13 protein-coding genes are annotated in these 15,811 nt (G+C 40.9%); 4 read left to right on the top strand and 9 right to left on the bottom strand.

All coding sequences use genetic code 11. From position 1 onward, the window contains the following. Positions 1-51: 51 nt before the first annotated feature. From IEY48_RS01435 to ggt, 3 genes are all read right to left on the bottom strand, one after another. The gene (locus IEY48_RS01435; RefSeq protein ID WP_188916540.1) at positions 52-2,142 is read right to left on the bottom strand and encodes a bifunctional 2',3'-cyclic-nucleotide 2'-phosphodiesterase/3'-nucleotidase; all 2,091 of its coding nucleotides are present in this window, start codon (positions 2,140-2,142) and stop codon (positions 52-54) included. A gap of 414 nt (positions 2,143-2,556) precedes the next feature. Beyond that, the gene (locus IEY48_RS01430) at positions 2,557-4,728 is read right to left on the bottom strand and encodes a M3 family metallopeptidase (RefSeq protein WP_188916539.1); all 2,172 of its coding nucleotides are present in this window, start codon (positions 4,726-4,728) and stop codon (positions 2,557-2,559) included. Positions 4,729-4,948: 220 nt separating this feature from the next. Further along, a complete protein-coding gene (ggt, locus tag IEY48_RS01425; RefSeq protein ID WP_188916633.1) occupies positions 4,949-6,706 on the bottom strand; it encodes a gamma-glutamyltransferase in 1,758 nt (585 codons plus the stop codon). 107 nt (positions 6,707-6,813) lie between these two features. Between ggt and IEY48_RS01420 the strand changes: the two genes are divergently transcribed. Beyond that, positions 6,814-7,989 carry a GNAT family N-acetyltransferase gene (locus IEY48_RS01420; protein WP_188916538.1) on the top strand — a complete coding sequence of 392 codons (1,176 nt, stop codon included), beginning with the start codon at positions 6,814-6,816 and terminating at the stop codon, positions 7,987-7,989. A 16-nt stretch (positions 7,990-8,005) separates the two neighbouring features. Here IEY48_RS01420 and IEY48_RS01415 read toward each other — a convergent pair whose 3' ends face one another. The 3 genes from IEY48_RS01415 to IEY48_RS01405 form a co-directional block, all read right to left on the bottom strand. Continuing rightward, on the bottom strand, positions 8,006-8,623 hold the full coding sequence (locus IEY48_RS01415) for a LysE family translocator (protein ID WP_188916537.1): 618 nt from the start codon (positions 8,621-8,623) through the stop codon (positions 8,006-8,008). A gap of 101 nt (positions 8,624-8,724) precedes the next feature. Further along, the gene (hppD, locus tag IEY48_RS01410) at positions 8,725-9,765 is read right to left on the bottom strand and encodes a 4-hydroxyphenylpyruvate dioxygenase (protein ID WP_188916536.1); all 1,041 of its coding nucleotides are present in this window, start codon (positions 9,763-9,765) and stop codon (positions 8,725-8,727) included. Between the two features lie 69 nt (positions 9,766-9,834). Continuing rightward, entirely contained in the window at positions 9,835-10,995 is a 1,161-nt protein-coding gene (locus IEY48_RS01405; protein ID WP_188916535.1) for a homogentisate 1,2-dioxygenase, read from the bottom strand. A 218-nt stretch (positions 10,996-11,213) separates the two neighbouring features. Here IEY48_RS01405 and IEY48_RS01400 point away from each other — a divergent pair, with 218 nt between their 5' ends. Both IEY48_RS01400 and IEY48_RS01395 read left to right on the top strand, forming a co-directional pair. Beyond that, entirely contained in the window at positions 11,214-12,140 is a 927-nt protein-coding gene (locus tag IEY48_RS01400; protein WP_188916534.1) for a LysR family transcriptional regulator, read from the top strand. A 138-nt stretch (positions 12,141-12,278) separates the two neighbouring features. Next, positions 12,279-13,067 carry a TIGR00266 family protein gene (locus IEY48_RS01395; protein ID WP_188916533.1) on the top strand — a complete coding sequence of 263 codons (789 nt, stop codon included), beginning with the start codon at positions 12,279-12,281 and terminating at the stop codon, positions 13,065-13,067. Positions 13,068-13,133: 66 nt separating this feature from the next. Here the strand turns inward: IEY48_RS01395 and IEY48_RS01390 are convergent, their stop codons facing one another. Beyond that, positions 13,134-13,595 (bottom strand): EVE domain-containing protein, encoded by a 462-nt coding sequence (locus IEY48_RS01390; protein WP_188916532.1) that lies wholly within the window; start codon positions 13,593-13,595, stop codon positions 13,134-13,136. Between the two features lie 95 nt (positions 13,596-13,690). Continuing rightward, entirely contained in the window at positions 13,691-14,101 is a 411-nt protein-coding gene (locus IEY48_RS01385) for a YccF domain-containing protein (RefSeq protein WP_188916531.1), read from the bottom strand. Positions 14,102-14,323: 222 nt separating this feature from the next. On the opposite strand from IEY48_RS01385, the gene IEY48_RS01380 reads away from it, so the two are divergent. Further along, positions 14,324-15,286 (top strand): 1-aminocyclopropane-1-carboxylate deaminase/D-cysteine desulfhydrase, encoded by a 963-nt coding sequence (locus tag IEY48_RS01380; RefSeq protein WP_188916530.1) that lies wholly within the window; start codon positions 14,324-14,326, stop codon positions 15,284-15,286. 173 nt (positions 15,287-15,459) lie between these two features. Here IEY48_RS01380 and IEY48_RS01375 read toward each other — a convergent pair whose 3' ends face one another. After that, a complete protein-coding gene (locus IEY48_RS01375) occupies positions 15,460-15,633 on the bottom strand; it encodes a hypothetical protein (protein ID WP_188916529.1) in 174 nt (57 codons plus the stop codon). Between the last annotated feature and the right edge of the window lie 178 nt (positions 15,634-15,811).

Genomic DNA, 15,811 nt, shown 5'->3' with positions numbered 1-15,811 from the left:
AAGCAATAAAAAAGGCGCTTTTAGCGCCTTTTTGGTATCATTTTCAATGTATTATTGCGGTGCAACAGGAGTAGTTAGGTCAATGCTATAAATAGCAAAACCAGATACTACGTCATCAGTTGTTGGCAACTTAACCATTTTGCGCTGTTGATTTTCTGCAACAAAATTATCGGCTAATTCGCTGTCCTGGGTTTCAAAACGAATGTCTAATGCCACGGTAGCATTGTCGATAGTTTTAAAGTCCCAGTTGTAATCAGCAGATGGGTCAACCATTGCATCATATCCGCCAGTAGCATTCGGTTGCGACTCGTCAGTAATGTAAGCAGACAATGCATCACGGTTGGTATCTGGCAGTTCTAGCACTACATGATCAGAACCAGTACCAGCAAATGAACCACCAAACGCGCGGTAGTTATTTGACGCTACAACAAATGACATTGCAGCTAATTCGTCACCAGTTATCACATTACCTTCATCATCAGTGTAAGCTAAATCAACAATACGATTAGCATCGGCGTCAACTACTTCACAGCTGCTGTTAAACTTACTCGGTTGAGTTACGTCAATGTTGTAAGTTAAGCCATCGATAACATCAAAGTTATACGTTGGGTGGCCAGCACGATTAATTAAGTATTGCGGTGTGCTTACTGTTGGGTCAATTTGGTTAAATTGGTTGGCTGAACATTCAAGCCAATCTTTTAACTCTGCACCTGTAGCTTTAACTGCAACCATAGTATTTGGATAAAGGTATAAATCAGCCGCGTTTTTGTACGATAAGTCACCAGCAGGCACTTGTACATATTGGCTTGCATCACCTTCAGCATAACGTCCACCGGCTTTAAACGGTGCTGATGCAGATAGAATTGGTAAGTCTTTTAAATCATCAGTGATTAAGGCTTCTACGCGGGCGATTTGTGCATTTGATACAATTTGAACGGTAGGATCATCTTGTACTAATGTTAAAAAGCTATACATGTCAGCAGCAGCAACACCAATGGGTTGACTTACATATTCAATCGTACCGTTATGTTCTACTTCAATTGCATCACGTAAACTGTCTTCACCATCAACTAAAGCCACTTTGTTGGTGTTGTCGTAAATTGGACGTGCAATTGCAGTTGATTCTTCATGGATAACGGTCCATTTGTCTTCAACTTGGCGTAATACTAGGTCAACGACACCAAGGTTATCACCCCAACGACCAGGCATTACAGCTGGCACGCCGTTTAATAGGCCTTTGTCTACGTCAGTGTTTGGTAAGTCACTGTAGGTTGCGGATGGGAATACCGAGTGGCTGTGACCGAAGAAGATTGCATCAATGCCATCAACATTGGTTAATGCGTAAGTGGCATTTTCTGCCCAAGGATCACCTGGGTTTTCGCTCGAACCAATACCAGAATGCGGAATGGCTAAAATAATATCAGCGCCTTCAGCTTGCATTTGTGGCACAAATTTATTTGCTGCTTGAACAATGCCTAATACTTCAACCTGACCTTCTAAATTAGCTTTATCCCATTGAAGGATTTGAGGTGGTACGAAACCAATATAACCAATTTTAATGGTGTGTTCGTTACCATCAACGTCAGTAACAACTTTATCTTTAATGATATATGGGGTGAACATGTTTTCATTAAATAACACATCATCCCAACAGCCATCTTTGTCTGCACAAATGACGTTAGCATTAATATATGGGAAGTTAGCACCGTCTAATGATTGTTCTAAGAATGATAAACCGTAATTAAATTCATGGTTACCAATATTACCCACTTCATAGTCAAGCGTGTTCATTGCTTTGTAAACTGGATGAGTATCGGTAAGTATATCGCTTTCGGTTTTGAATTTATTTGCAATATAGTCGCCCATCGGACTACCTTGTAATAAATCACCGTTATCGACTAATACTGAGTTTGTCACTTCAGCACGTGCAGCATTAATTAGGCTGGCTGTACGCACAAGGCCAATGGTTTTATCTTCACTACCAGTATAGTAGTTATAATCCATCATATTAGTATGAAGATCAGTAGTTTCCATGACTCGTAAATTAATATCAGCGCTAACAACGCTATCGTTATCAGAATCACAAGCCGTTAAGCCCATGGCTCCTGCAATAACAACTGCAAGTAGTTTTTTATTTAACATATTTGTCTCTCTGTTTTTTTGACCCCGAGGCGTATTTTTTGTTTTTGCCTCATACGTAGTGTTAACAATTTTTATCAATATTGATGACAAAGTGAAAACACTGCGTGAGTATAAACAGGATAAGTGAATAAATTGTGATGAAACGCCAATTTAATTTAAATAAAAGGTGCGTTTGCTCAATTATTCTTCGTTATTAGACGATGTAGATATGTTGCAACGTAACCTTAATGTAAATATAAGATAAATAAATTAAAGATCATGTTTAATATTCATAATTAAGCATGAGTGAGATTAATATTTGAGAAAGGAAGTGGTTGAAAAGTTTATTTGAATATATATTCACATAGTGTGTTGTTATATTCGCAATGACCATTCGGTCATTGCGAATATAATAAAGTTTAAGCTAATAAACCTTTATTTTAAAAAGCCTCTGCTGCGTAATAAAGGTTCAATACCGGCTTCTTTACCTCGGAACTCTTGGTAAAGCTCCATAGGATCTGCGCTGCCACCTTTTGATAAAATATTATCGCGGAATTTTTGTGCCGTTACCGGATCAAATATGCCGTTTTCTTTAAAGGCTTCAAACGCATCAGCGCCAAGAATGTCAGACCAAAGGTAGCTGTAATAACCTGCTGAATATCCGCCAGCAAATATGTGCGAGAAATAAGTGCTGCGATATCGTGGGGCGATTTCATTAATCAAGGCCATCTTGTTTAATGATGCTTGCTCAAATTTAGCAGCATCCCGAAGCGTATTATCTTCTAATGAGTGCCAATCTAAATCGAGGTAAGTCGCCGCCATGTATTCTACTGTGGCAAAGCCTTGGTTAAATTGGCTAGCTGCCTGGATTTTCTCAATTAATGATTGTGGGATCACTTCACCTGTTTGATAGTGCGTGGCAAATTGAGCCAGCACTTCAGGTTGGGTCATCCAGTTTTCCATCACTTGTGATGGGAACTCAACATAATCACGTGGTACTGCTGTGCCTGATTGAGAGCGATATTTCACATCAGACAACATGCCGTGTAATGCATGACCAAACTCATGGAATAGGGTGCTTGCCTCATCAAAGGTTAATAACGCTGGCTCATCGCCTGCAGGGCGAGGGAAGTTAAGTACATTAACCACAATCGGCTTAGAATCAACACCGTTCATATCATATTGCTTGCGGTACGAGTTCATCCATGCGCCGCCACGTTTACTTGGACGCACAAAGTAATCGCCCATAAACACTGCCATCAGGCTACCGTCTTTATCGTAAACTTCCCAAGTGCGAACGTCTGGGTGGTATGTCGGCAAATCATTGCGCTCTTTTACTGTAATGCCATATAAACGATTAGCAGTATAGAAGACACCTTTCAGGGTGTTATTAAGCGAGAAATATGGCTTGGTTTGTTGTTCATTAAAGCTGTATTTCGCTACGCGGATTTTGTCAGAATAATACCACCAATCCCAAGGTTGGATGGTAATGTCAGCACCTTGCGCATCAACTAACGCCTGCATGTCGCTGACTTCATTGTTGGCTTTTTTGATGGCCGCAGGCCACACTTTATCAAGTAATTTGTATACGTTTTCTGGGGTTTGTGCAGTACGTTCTTCGAGTACAAAGTGGGCATGACTTTGGTAGCCCATAAGTTGTGCTACTTCAGCGCGTAATGCCGCAACCTGAGCTAAAATGGCTTTGTTATCTTGCTCGTTATCGTTATTACCTCTTGATATATATGCTTTATATATTTTTTCACGTAATTCACGGTTATCAGCGTAAGTTAAAAACGGCGTAATTGATGGACGATGTGTCGTAAAGACCCATTTGCCTGGATGACCTAGGCGAGTGGCTCTGCGCGCAGCGGTATCAATGACATCTTGAGGTAAACCAGACAATTCTTCTGGGTTATCTATTACCAGTTGAAATGCATTGGTTTCAGCCAGTAAGTTATCTGCGAAAGCGAGGTTTAATTTACCAATCCGTTCATTTAAATCGCGTAATTTATTTTTATCATCAACTGATAAATTCGCCCCGCCGCGAGTAAAAGCACGGTAGGTATCGTTTAGGAGTTTAGCTTCTTCGATATTAAGTGATAAGTTTTCGCGCTGGTTATAAACCGTTTTGACACGTTGAAACAATTTATCGTTTAAGTAGATATCATCTCTAGAGGCTGACAACTTAGGTGAAATTTGCTTTGAGATGTCTTGTAGGGCTTCGTTGGTGTTGGCACCGGTTAGATTAAAAAATACCGAAGTGACTCTGGTGAGCAAATCGCCTGAGAACTCTATTGCCTCGATAGTGTTGGCAAATGTGGGCGCTTGAGGATTATTAGCAATAACCGCAATTTCTTGTTGTAATTCTGCAATACCGGCCTCAAAGGCTGGCATATAGTCGTCCGTAGTAATTTGGGCAAAGTCTGGCATTTCGAAAAATGTGCCGTAAGGCTTAAAAAACGGATTATCAGCATGTTGTTGTTTTATTTGCTCAGCTGTTAATGGCGCTTCTACAGACGCTTGTTGCGTTGATGAAACCGAGCATGCATTTAGTGCAAAAATTAACGCAATGCTAGCGACAATAGGCTTAAGGGTTGCTCCCTTCATAAGGTGTCCTCTTGATTAGGTTTTCTATCCTCAATAATGAGCAATAAAATGTGAGTCGTGTTCATTTTGGTTTTACCGACAACATTCTACTTATTTAGACGTGAAGATGATGAATATAGATGTAAAGATGTTGATTAGTTTGTAACAAAAAAACCGAGCAATTTTGGTTGCTCGGTTTTATTTGGACGATTTGTAGATCTTTATAACATTAATTGCATCATTAATGCCCTATTGCTGCAGAGCCTGCACGTCTAGGGTCTGACGCCCCAAAAATACCTTGCTCAGTCACCATAATCGATTGAGTGCTACCAATCGATTGCTGGGTTTTAACTTGATGGCCTTTTGCTTCAAGCAGTGAAATGGTATCGCGGTTTAACGTATGCTCAGCCCAAATAAAGTCTGGCTGCCACTGATGATGAATACGTGCCGCAGCTGTAGCTTCGGCAATATTCAACTTATGGTCAATCACATTCATGATGATCTGTAAGGTGATGTTGATAATGCGCGAGCCGCCTGGGCTGCCTGTGACGATAAAGGGTTTACCGTCTTTCATCACAATGGTTGGGCTCATTGAACTTAATGGGCGTTTATTGCCTTGCACTGCATTAGCGTCACCACCAATTAAACCATAACCATTTGGGGTTCCCGGTTTAACTGAAAAGTCGTCCATTTCATTGTTTAATAGAATCCCGGTGCCTTTAGCCACTAATCCAGAGCCATAGCTAAAGTTAAGGGTATAAGTGTTAGCTACAGCATTACCCCATTGATCAACAACAGAATAGTGGGTGGTTTGATCGCTCTCATACCCAGCAATTTTACCCGGTTTGATTTCACTGCTTGGGGTAGTTTTATTGATTGCGATTTTATTGGCAATGGTGTCGGCGTATTCACGACTAGTTAATTGCGCCACCGGAATGCTGACAAAATCAGGGTCACCCAAAAACTCGCTGCGATCGGCATAGGCGTACTTCATGGTTTCAGCCATTAGGTGCAGTGTATTGGCTGTATTGTGGCCTAATTGATCGATAGGAAACTTTTCGAGCACATTGAGCATTTCAATAATGTGGATCCCACCTGACGACGGTGGTGGCATAGAGACGATTTCGTAACCTCGATAATTACCGCGAACAGGCTCACGTTCAACCACTTTGTAATTGGCTAAATCTTGTAAACTCATTACCCCGCCAGCTTCTTTTACTGCCGCGACGATTTTCTTTGCCGTTTCACCTTGGTAAAAACCGTCAGTACCTTTTTTGGCAATGAGTGATAACGAATGCGCAAGCTCTGGCTGCTTTAAAATTTCATCAACTTGATAGTCACTGCCATCAGCATGGAAGAAAATTTCAGCTGAACTTGGCCATTGTGAAATACGCGATTTTAAGCCACTTAATGAATTCGATAAATCAGAAGTGACGACAATGCCATCTTTAGCTAACTTTATCGCTGGTGCGATGACTTGTTTTAAACTCATCGTGCCGTATTTTTGTCTAGCAAGTTCCATCCCCATCACGGTACCAGGTACACCCACGGCTAAACCATGTTCACGGCTCAGTTTATCAACGGCGTTACCTTGTTCATCTAAAAAGATGTCTTTATGAGCTTTGCTAGGGGCTGTTTCACGGTAATCTATGGCGATGGTTTTATTTTGTTCGGCTAAATGCACTAACATAAAACCGCCGCCACCAATGTTACCTGCTCGTGGTAAGGTGACTGCGAGGGCATAACCAACTGCAACAGCGGCATCAACAGCGTTACCGCCTTGCTTTAAAATATCAACACCAATTTGACTGGCGATAGCCTCTTGGCTTGAGACCATGCCATGTTTGGCATAAATTGGCTGGGCGGTTGCCATTTCGCTGAAAATAGAGGTTTCATTAGCATAAGAAGGCGTACTATTTAAAACGGGGTAGCACAAGGTGACAGATAATGCTGCGCTAAGTAATAAGGGTTTCAATTTAGGGAGTCGTTTCACGATCATTCCTTGGTGTTGATTTATTTGATTAAGTTGTAGAACATGCCACATGACTATGACAATTGGTATGAGAATTTAAACCAATTTATTTAAGCATTAACGGGTAGGTATCGGTGGAAAATAACGAGGCACTAGTTTATCAATTCAGATTTACTAATACTATTAGTGAAATAACAAAAAGACAATGGAATGAATATTTTGATGCTAGTCAACCCTTTACGCGTCATGAATATTTATCCGCTTTAGAGTTAAGCCAATGTGTGAGCCATAAAACCGGCTGGCAGCCGCATCATCTTGTGGTCACTCAAGGTGATACGATTGTGGCGTTAATGCCTTTGTACATTAAAACCCACTCCTGGGGAGAGTATGTGTTTGATTGGGCGTGGGCCGAGGCTTATGAACGTAATCAATTAGATTACTATCCCAAACTGGTGAGCAGTATTCCTTTTACGCCAACAACGGGTGCACGTATTGGCTTTTTGCCTTCATTAAGCGATATCGACAAGCAGCACGTCACTTCAGAAATCATCACAGTAATAAAGCAGCAATTAAGCGAGCGGCAATGGTCTTCTTGGCATGGGTTATTTAGTCATAAAGCCGAACATACTCTGTGGGCAAATACTGGCATCATTGTGCGTCATGGTTGCCAGTTTCATTGGCGCAATAATCACTATGTGGACTTTAACGATTTTTTAACTAGCATGAGCTCAAGAAAACGTAAAAATATCACCAAAGAGCGTGCACAAATACAAAAAGCGCAACTGCGTTTTACCTTTGTGAATGGCGATGACGCCACCGACGAGCAATGGCAAGGTTTTGTTCGCTGTTACCAACAGACTTACCTTAAGCGCTCTGGTCACCAAGGGTATTTATCTGCGGCATTTTTTAAGTTAATTGCGCAAACGATGGGAGAGTCAATCAGGTTATTAATGATTCACAATGCACAAGATGAGTTGGTGGCGTCGGCGCTATACTTTGTTTCCAACACACATTTATACGGTCGTTACTGGGGGGCGTTGAGCGATTACGATGGTTTGCATTTTGAAGCCTGTTATTATCAAGGCATCGAATATGCGATCGCCAATCAGTTACATGTGTTTGACGCGGGCGCGCAAGGTGAACATAAAGTGGCAAGAGGTTTTTATCCGGTAGCGACTTATTCAAGCCATGTGATTGACCACCCTGCATTTAGTGATGCCATTGAAAATTTTTGTCAGCAAGAGCAAGCACATATTAAATTGTATATTGAGCAAATGACGCAACTGTTACCCTATAAAACCAGTAATTAATCTCGTTTTTTGGGTGTTAATCCAGTGCGAGCCACACACCTACAAGCATCATTAAGCTGCCGGCGATACGGTTCATCCAGCGGATATTATCGCCACGGCTTAAAAACAAACGTAAGCTTTTGCCGCCGCTGGCATAGGCCAACATCGACACACTTTCGGTTATCATAATAATACCCAGCAACACACCAAGCTGTGGGCCAACAGGACTGTCGACATTGATAAACGGCGGAAGTAACGAAATCATAAACGCCCAGCCTTTAGGATTGGCAATGGCGGTAATAAATCCTTGGCTGATTAAGCTTGCTCGGCGGGTGTTGACTTGGGCACTGTCGATAACCGCCATTTTACCTTTGGCGCGCCACATATTAATGCCGATATACACTAAATAACCGCCACCCAGCCATTTAAGTAAATCAAATACCTGTGGGTAATTCAGCATAATACTGGCTACGCCCAGTACGGCTGCAATGGCCACTAATGCCACTCCGACCAGCTCACCTAGCATCATCCATAAGGTTTTACGTACGCCAACGCTCATGCCCAGAGTCATGGCTAAGGTCATGCACATACCTGGGGTGATGGAGACAAAAAAGAAGGTAGGAATAAACACAGCAAGTACGGTGTAATCAGGCATTGGCGTCAATTATCAATAACAGAATGTGGCCAAGTGTAATGGCCTAAAATGATAAAAACCAGCAAATTGCTGGTTTTTATGTATCAAATTATACCGATTGGTTACAGCACGCCGCGTTTCATTTGGTCGCGTTCAATTGATTCAAATAACGCTTTAAAATTACCTTCACCAAAGCCTAAGTTATTTTTACGTTGAATGATTTCAATAAAAATAGGCCCAAATAGGTTTTTGGTGAAAATTTGCAGTAAATAACCATCATCATCGCCATCAACCAAAATTTGGTGATGCTTAATACGATCTTGATCTTCAGTGACTTGCGGTAACTTTTCAAAAATGGTGTCGTAATATTCAGGAATAATATCTAACGTTTGGATTGACGTGCCTTCCATTGCATCTAAAGACGCCACAATATCACGGCTTCTAAAGGCTAAATGTTGTACCCCAGGGCCGTTATATTCACCTAAGTATTCATCAATTTGGTTGTTGTTATTGCCTTTCCCTTCATTGATTGGGATACAAAAACTGCCATCGGGTGAACGTAAGGCGTAAGAGACTAATGCCGTTTGTGCACCACTAATGTCAAAATAACGCACTTCGGTAAAGCCAAAGATATCTTTATAAAAGTTGGCCCATTTTTCCATGGTGCCTTTGTAGACATTATTGGTTAAGTGGTCGACTTCCATAAAGCCTTTTTCTGGAGTCACAATGGGTTGCTCTAAATCGACAAAATCGGTTTGATAAATATTGTTATCTTCACCAAAGGTATCGATAAAATAAATTAAGCTGTCGCCAATACCGTAAATGGCGGGATAAGGCATGTCTTTACTGGCCTCGGTAGCGGGTTTTGCGCCGCGAATAACGGCTTCATTATAAGCAAACTCTGCGTCTTCAACGCGCCAGCCCATTGAACAAATAGCTGGCCCGTGTGATTTAGCAAATTCAGCTGAAAAACCACTACGGCTTTTATTGAGTAAAAAGTTAATGTCGTTTTGTTGGTAATAAACGATGTCGTTGTTTTTGGCTTTTTTTAACATCGAAAAACCAAAATCAATAAAGACCTGGTGCATATATTCGGTATCTGGGCTGGCAAATTCAGTAAATTCGATGCCTAAAAGTCCCAGTGGATTCAGTTCGCTAGCCATTTTGTTTTCCTTTATTTTTCTGTCAACACGCCATCACTCTTGGGTGACTTGGGTTAGTTAAATTACATCTTAGTTTTCTAACCAAGAACGGTTGTAGTCAGCACTCATGCAATGTTGCACATGAGTGGTTAAATTGAGTGGGGCGAATGTATCGACCATCACTGCGTATTCGTATGTTTCTGTTTTGCCTATCGATGCTTCTGTGCGCCCAGGTTGAGGACCGTGTGGCACCCCTTTTTGATGTAACGTCATGTAGCCAGCTTCAATCCCGGTGCGGCTCATAAAGTCGCCGTCGACGTAATAAAGCACTTCGTCACTGTCGATATTGTTGTGGTAATAAGGTGCAGGTATAGACTTGGGGTGAAAGTCATAAGGGCGTGGCACAAAATTGCAAATAACAAAGTTGTGCGCACTAAAGACTAAATGTTCAGATGGCGGTAAATGGATCTGGCCAACTTTAGGGGCGTATTCAGTAATATTAAACGCCCAGGGATACACACAACCGTCCCAACCGACTAAATCGAATGGATGCCATTGCAACATCATTTGCTGGTAGCGCTCGCCAAATTTACACACTAAGGCAAATTCGCCTTTTTCAACCACTGCATCGGTTAAGGTTGGGGTGCGAATATCGCGTTCACAATACGGCGCCGACTCGAGCATTTGGCCATATTCATTTCTAAAGTGTTTTGGTACTTCAACCATTGACGACGATTCAATCACAAACAAGCGTACATTTTGATAATCGTTAAAGGTTAATTGGTAAGTGGTTCCGCGCGGGATGATCAGGTAATCCCATTTTTTGGTGTTAATAACGCCGTATTCGCTTAATAGCTGACCTTCGCCTTCATGAATAAAGACCACCTCATCTGCATACGCGTTGCGGTAAAACTCATTTGTTGGCTCAGTGACCTTAGCGGTATACATGGCGACATCGTTATTAAAAAAGATTTTATTACGTGCGCTAAAAAAATTGCCTTGGCAATCAGCCTGACGTGAATCGAGCTTGTAGTTTTGAATTAATGGGTCTTGCCATTGTTCGCCATGACTTAACGCGTATGGTTTAACATCAATCGCTTTGGTGGGCATATTATGATGATATTTATTGGAATAAATATTTGAAAACCCGTGAGTGGAGAACAACTCTTCACGGTAAAGTTCACCATTTTCTTTTTCGAAAGCAATGTGACGCTTTGGCGGCACTTGACCTTGTTTAACATAGAATGGCATTTGATTGTCCTCTGGCTAATCAACAGCATGTGACGTGGCTGATTGTTCATTATTGTTATGGCCTAATCGCACTGGGCAAACCAATATGTGATCTTATTAACAATTTAGTGGTAAAGATCCACAAAAAAAAGAATAATAAATCACTTATCTCAATCAAATTATTAGATTGTCTTGTTTGCTTTACATAAGTGTATTGATAACAAGACACAGGAGCGGGTATGCGGATTGATATTGATGCGTTTAATGTTCTGCAAGTCCTTGTTGAAGAAGGTAGTTTTTCTAAAGCCTCTGAACGTTTACATAAAGCGCAGTCGGCGGTGAGCTACCAGGTTAAGAAGTTAGAGCAACATTTAGGGGTGACTTTATTTAATCGCGATAACTACCGAGCGGAGTTAACGCCTGAGGGTAAAGTCATTTTGGCTGAAGGTCAGCGACTATTGCAGCATTTGGCCAATATAGAACATTTAGCCAGCCGCTACAGTCAAGGCTGGGAGCCTAAGCTTGAATTAGTGATTGATGGTGCGTTACCCATGGAGCCCATCATGAGCGCATTAAAGTTGATGTCAGAGCATAATATTCCCACCAAAATTCAGTTAAACATGGAGTTTTTAGGTGGGGTGCAACATCGATTTGAGCGCGACCAAGCAGATTTGATGCTAGTAAAAGATTATCGTACAGGGCCTTCTTATCATCCTATGCCATTGCCGACGATAACCAGTGTGCTTGTAGCTGCAGGTTTACATCCACTGAGTCAGCGACAAGGCATTAGTTTACCTGAGCTACAACAGCATGTTGAGCTGACCATCGAAGATTCATCACCGGGTAAACGTGCGCGTGATGAAATGCAATTTGGTGGCGATAAAGTATTTTATCTGTCAGGCTTTATTATGAAAAAAAATGCATTATTAAAAGGCTTGGGTTTTGGATGGATGCCGGATTTTTTAATCACTGAAGAGTTAGCCAATGGTGAGTTAACGGCAATTGATTTTGTTGGCGGCAATCGTTTTAGTTTTACCCCGCAATTGGTGTCAACGTTAGAACGTCCATTAGGCCGAGCAGGGCAATTATTCACTGAACTTATCTTGCAAGAATTTGCCTTGTATCAACAGCAACAAACAGGATTAAGTGGTGCAGGTTTAGGTTAAATAAGTGCTTGCAATATTTTGAGACATATTATGTCACAAAGTTTCCATAGGAATGAAAGTAACAACTTGTTAACCTAATGCAATAATATCGTCCGTGCTAACGCTTAACCTGCCACACTCATTTTTAAGGAGCAAAAAATGACCAGAACATGTCACGAAGTTGATTACGAAATTATCGGTTCAAGTATGCAATTAGTTGAAATTGAACTCGATCCACATGAAGCTGTGGTCGCCGAAGCTGGAGCCATGACATACCTAGAAGAAGATATCGCTTTTGAAGCTAAAATGGGTGATGGTTCTGAACCTGAATCAGGCTTTTTTGGTAAATTGTGGGGCGCAGGTAAGCGAGCAATTTCGGGTGAGGGGATTTTTATGACTCACTTTACCAACGAAGGTGGCCGTAAACGTAAAGTCGCATTTTCAGCTCCTTTCCCTGGCACTGTTTTAGCTATTGATCTTGCTGAGCATAATGGTGAACTGATTTGCCAGAAAGACAGTTTTTTAGCTGCAGCGCTGGGGACTCAAGTCACGATGAAGTTTAACAAACGCCTTGGCGTGGGATTCTTTGGTGGTGAAGGCTTTATTTTACAAAGTCTTAAAGGCGACGGCATGGCATTTGTGCATGCTGGTGGCACCTTAATTAAAAAAGAATTACGCGGTGAAACCTTACGGGTTGATACCGGTTGTTTAGTGGGTTTTACCCCAGGCATTGATTATGATATTCAGCGTGCTGGCTCACTTAAGTCGATGGTATTTGGTGGTGAGGGTTTATTCCTCGCGACGCTGCAAGGTCATGGCACTGTGTGGCTGCAAAGCCTACCGTTTTCTCGTATGGCTGACCGTATTATTGCCCATGCACCTTCAACCGGTGGTAAAGATCAAGGTGAGGGTTCAGTGTTAGGTGGCATTGGACGAATGATTAATTAACTTTTCATTTTTCGCTATTCATAAAAAAAGGGTGACTGAATTCAGTTACCCTTTTTTGTACTTAAATCACTGGCCTAACGCAACAATATGAGTAAACTCATCGGCTGTGACAGGTTGAACGCTTAACCGTGCACCTTTGGTAACTAATACCATGTTTAGTAAAGCCGGGTCACTTTTGAGTTGCTTTAAACTGACGAGTTGATTCAGTTTTGCAGTAAATTGAATATCCACTTGCCACCACCGCGGCTTGCCTGGATCTGACTTAGGGTCAAAGTAACGAGATTGCGGCTCAAATGCACTTTCATCAAGTTTAGGCTGGCTAACGACAGTGGCAATGCCTACAACACCTGGCACTTTGCAGCTTGAATGGTAAAACAACACTTGATCACCAAGGCTGATTTGATCGCGAATAAAATTACGTGCTTGATAATTTCGTATGCCTTGCCAAGCCATTGTATTATTTGGACTGTTTTGTAAATCATCAATACTGATGTCATCGGGTTCTGATTTCATTAACCAATATTTCATGCATTACTCTTTATATTTATTATTGGGTATATATTACCATCCATACAGCAAAAAGCCGACAACATGCTGTTATCGGCTTTAAGGTAAGAGGTTGTTTACACTGGTTTGGTTACCACTGTTTGACCAATTGGCGTTAAGCTTAACAATGCTAACTTAATATGCTGTATCGCAAATGGGATACCAATAATCGTTACAAAGCAGGCCAGTGCATGGGCTAAATGACCAATCGCCAACCAAATGCCAAAGAATAAAAACCAAATAACATTACCGATTAAGCCTAAGCTACCGGTACCAAGATCTTCATGGCCGGTTAAATGTTTGCGGTTAACGCTTTCTTGTCCAAATGGCCAAAATGCCATTTCACCAATCACAAAACACGCGCGACCAAATGGGATACCGACAATACTGATAAAGCATAAGAGTCCGGCAAGCCACCAGGCTAAGCCCATCACAAAACCGCCTAAAACAAACCAAGCAATATTAAACAGTAAACGTAAAAGTGACATTGTTTTTCCTTATTGAAATCTAAAAAATACAAAGCGGGTACTGAACTGACTTAAGTTTAACTAAGCGATATTTATGCCAAAATTGTAACCTATTGATTATATGTGTTTTACTATGATTTTAAGCAGAAGGGAATAACGCGCGTTAGTGAAATCGTTAAATCAATCGGTGAGTTTTATCATTTATTAGTTAAAATACTCATATCAAGTATTTAGAGATCCCCAATGTTTGCTATAAGCCCTGTACAGTCAATGCTATTTGAAGAAAAAACTATCTTTGTCAAACGAGATGACTTATTACATCCTGACTTTAGCGGTAATAAAGCGCGTAAGTTTTATCATTTTTTATCGCACGATTATGATCATATTACTCAACTTGTCGCTTCGGGTTCTGCTCAGGCGAATTCGTTATATTCGATGTCAGTGTTGGCAAAGCAACAAGGTTGGCAATTTGATTACTATGTTAGCCATATCAGCGATTTTATTCTCAAGAACCCAAATGGAAATTATGCCGCGGCCATTGCCAATGGCGCTAATATTATTGATGTCAGCCAACTTAACCAAGGCCATCAATATCAACAGATGCATTTAGATGACGTCGTACAACATATTGTTGCATCAGACTACGATAATGAAAAGTCATTGTTACACATCCCTGAGGGAGGACGCTGCGAGTATGCTGAATCTGGTGTCGGCATATTAGCGACAGAGATTATTGACTGGGTAATATTACACAAGATCCACGCATTAAAAATATTTTTACCCTCAGGAACCGGTACAACAACAGCGTATTTAAATAAACAAATAATGCAGCAATTGGTCAGTAAAAATATTAAAGGTATCAATATTGAGGTGTTAACCTGCAGTACGGTTGGCGGGGATGATTATTTACGGCAACAATTTTCGCAATTAGTTACTCCAGAGTATTTTCCAACCATAGTGAATGACGGACGAAAATACCATTTTGGCAAATTAACTCAGCGTTGTTTTGATATGTGGCAAACGGTTTGTCGCTCAGGGATTGAGTTTGAATTGTTGTACGATCCGGTTGGATTTTTAGTATTAAAACATTATTTACAACAATATCCGCAGTGGGACGGCGACATCTTGTATGTACATCAGGGTGGGGTTTTAGGTAATCAAACTATGCTACCTAGGTATCAGCGAAAATTTGGTCATACTGAGTAAATCAGCAAAACGGTTGACTGCTAACCAGGGAATAAAAGTTAACGTTAGTGAAGTGTAATAAGGGGAGGTTCATTTTGCTCTGTTTTAATAAACATCGGTAAGTGAGAGGAGAATACCGAGTAATGAGTTTATTAAATAACAGAGCAAATGATTAACGCTAGGCGTTAGGAGTATTACTTATTTGCAGTGATTAACCATTTCATGAAGGTTAATGCTTCAGTACGCTTTGAAAAGGTTTTCTTGTTTTTACCTTGGCTGTCAGTAAAAGCAATTGAATTTTTGTTTGACGAAATTGAGTTAACTGGAAAACTAACTGAAATTTCATGTCCATTAATGTTGTATGACATATGCCACACTCCTTATTTTTGCTATTCACCCTTGGGTGAGTAAATTGTTCAATAAAATATCCTTGGCATTTTTTAGTGGTGCAAAAGATTAACTTGTCGAGATTTAACTTAACCTATTCTGAACTCACTAATCAAGTGTTGTTATATAAATAGTTGATTAGCGTCAGTTTAACTTGTG

This window comes from Shewanella saliphila (assembly GCF_014648295.1).
Lineage (GTDB): Bacteria > Pseudomonadota > Gammaproteobacteria > Enterobacterales > Shewanellaceae > Shewanella > Shewanella saliphila.
Note: the sequence above shows the minus strand (reverse complement) of the source record. Positions and strands in the feature narration are given on the sequence as shown.

Bases quoted from the DNA above. Each gene is read 5' to 3' on its own strand.
- IEY48_RS01415 (WP_188916537.1), bottom strand. From the start codon at position 8,623: ATGCCTGATTACACCGTACTTGCTGTGTTTATTCCTACCTTCTTTTTT.
- hppD (WP_188916536.1), bottom strand. From the start codon at position 9,765: ATGGCTAGCGAACTGAATCCACTGGGACTTTTAGGCATCGAATTTACT.
- IEY48_RS01430 (WP_188916539.1), bottom strand. From the start codon at position 4,728: ATGAAGGGAGCAACCCTTAAGCCTATTGTCGCTAGCATTGCGTTAATT.
- IEY48_RS01385 (WP_188916531.1), bottom strand. From the start codon at position 14,101: ATGTCACTTTTACGTTTACTGTTTAATATTGCTTGGTTTGTTTTAGGC.
- IEY48_RS01405 (WP_188916535.1), bottom strand. From the start codon at position 10,995: ATGCCATTCTATGTTAAACAAGGTCAAGTGCCGCCAAAGCGTCACATT.
- IEY48_RS01400 (WP_188916534.1), top strand. From the start codon at position 11,214: ATGCGGATTGATATTGATGCGTTTAATGTTCTGCAAGTCCTTGTTGAA.
- IEY48_RS01380 (WP_188916530.1), top strand. From the start codon at position 14,324: ATGTTTGCTATAAGCCCTGTACAGTCAATGCTATTTGAAGAAAAAACT.
- IEY48_RS01375 (WP_188916529.1), bottom strand. From the start codon at position 15,633: ATGTCATACAACATTAATGGACATGAAATTTCAGTTAGTTTTCCAGTT.
- IEY48_RS01390 (WP_188916532.1), bottom strand. From the start codon at position 13,595: ATGAAATATTGGTTAATGAAATCAGAACCCGATGACATCAGTATTGAT.
- IEY48_RS01435 (WP_188916540.1), bottom strand. From the start codon at position 2,142: ATGTTAAATAAAAAACTACTTGCAGTTGTTATTGCAGGAGCCATGGGC.
- ggt (WP_188916633.1), bottom strand. From the start codon at position 6,706: ATGATCGTGAAACGACTCCCTAAATTGAAACCCTTATTACTTAGCGCA.
- IEY48_RS01395 (WP_188916533.1), top strand. From the start codon at position 12,279: ATGACCAGAACATGTCACGAAGTTGATTACGAAATTATCGGTTCAAGT.